This window comes from Erwinia sp. MYb416, assembly GCF_037479575.1.
Lineage (GTDB): Bacteria > Pseudomonadota > Gammaproteobacteria > Enterobacterales > Enterobacteriaceae > Erwinia > Erwinia rhapontici.
On record NZ_JBBGYT010000280.1, the window covers coordinates 1 to 947 of the forward strand.

Sequence of the window (947 nt, forward strand, 5' to 3'; positions counted from 1 at the left end):
CTACAGGAACAGCAACATGACCATCCCTCTTGACCGTCACAGCCTGGCCAGCGTCGCGCCCACGCTGGCAGCGATAACTGAGCAGACATTGTTCGGCACGATCTGGCAGAGACCCGAACTGAGTAAGCGCGAGCGCAGCCTGATCACAGTGGCGGCGTTAATCGCCCTCGGCCGCGACCAGCAGTTACCCTGGCACCTGGATTTTGCCCGGCAACATGGCCTTAGTAACGCCGAACTGGCCGAAGTGATGACGCACCTGGCGTTCTACTGCGGCTGGCCCGCTGCCGTCTCAGCCCTCAGCCAGTTACCCCAGCCCGGTCATCAACCTCAGGAGTAACCGACATGCCTTTCAGCCGTATTGCTCTGCCCGCAGGCACAACGCCGGTTTTCCGCCAGGCGTTGTCTGAGATTCTGCACCGAACCCTGGTGGACTTCTTCGACGTCCCCACCGACGACTGTTTTCAGTTGCTGGATGAATATGCGCCAGGCCAGCGCGTGTTCCCGCGCCACTATCTTGGCGGCCCACGCTCGGAGGGATTTATCTGGTTCCATATCACTGCCGGCCGGCCCCGCTCGACACAGCAAAAACATCAGTTCTATCATCATCTGGCACACCGACTGGCCTCTGAACTGTCGGTGCGCCCGGAGGATGTGATGGTCACCCTGAGCTTTACGCAGCCAGAGGACTGGTCTTTTGCCAGCGGTAACGCCTTTCACTGGCCGGTGGAGAATGACGAATGATTGCCATGCAATATCGTTTCCGCCTGCCCAATGACTATGACATGGCGATCATCACCACCCGAATCCATGAAAATGGCCACCGGCTTGATGGCTTTCCGGGCCTGATTCTTAAGGCATATTGCTATGCCGAATATGGCAGTCCGCAAAGCTCCACTGACCCTCTTTACGCTCCCTTTTACCTCTGGCAGGACAGTAAAAGTATGACG

The 947-nt window shown here is 57.9% G+C and carries 3 protein-coding genes; all 3 read left to right on the forward strand.

The window, feature by feature from the left end; translation table 11 throughout:
• Positions 1 to 16 precede the first annotated feature (16 nt).
• Complete coding sequence (locus WH277_RS02505) at positions 17 to 337, forward strand: carboxymuconolactone decarboxylase family protein (RefSeq protein WP_339455306.1); 321 nt, start codon at positions 17 to 19, stop codon at positions 335 to 337.
• A 5-nt stretch (positions 338 to 342) separates the two neighbouring features.
• Positions 343 to 741, forward strand: coding sequence for a tautomerase family protein (locus tag WH277_RS02510; protein ID WP_200641635.1), 399 nt, complete (start codon positions 343 to 345; stop codon positions 739 to 741).
• The coding region (locus tag WH277_RS02515; RefSeq protein WP_339504230.1) for a DUF4865 family protein at positions 738 to 947 on the forward strand (210 nt) is incomplete at its 3' end. The genes WH277_RS02510 and WH277_RS02515, both read left to right, overlap by 4 nt.

Bases quoted from the DNA above. Each gene is read 5' to 3' on its own strand.
- WH277_RS02505 (WP_339455306.1), top strand. From the start codon at position 17: ATGACCATCCCTCTTGACCGTCACAGCCTGGCCAGCGTCGCGCCCACG.
- WH277_RS02510 (WP_200641635.1), top strand. From the start codon at position 343: ATGCCTTTCAGCCGTATTGCTCTGCCCGCAGGCACAACGCCGGTTTTC.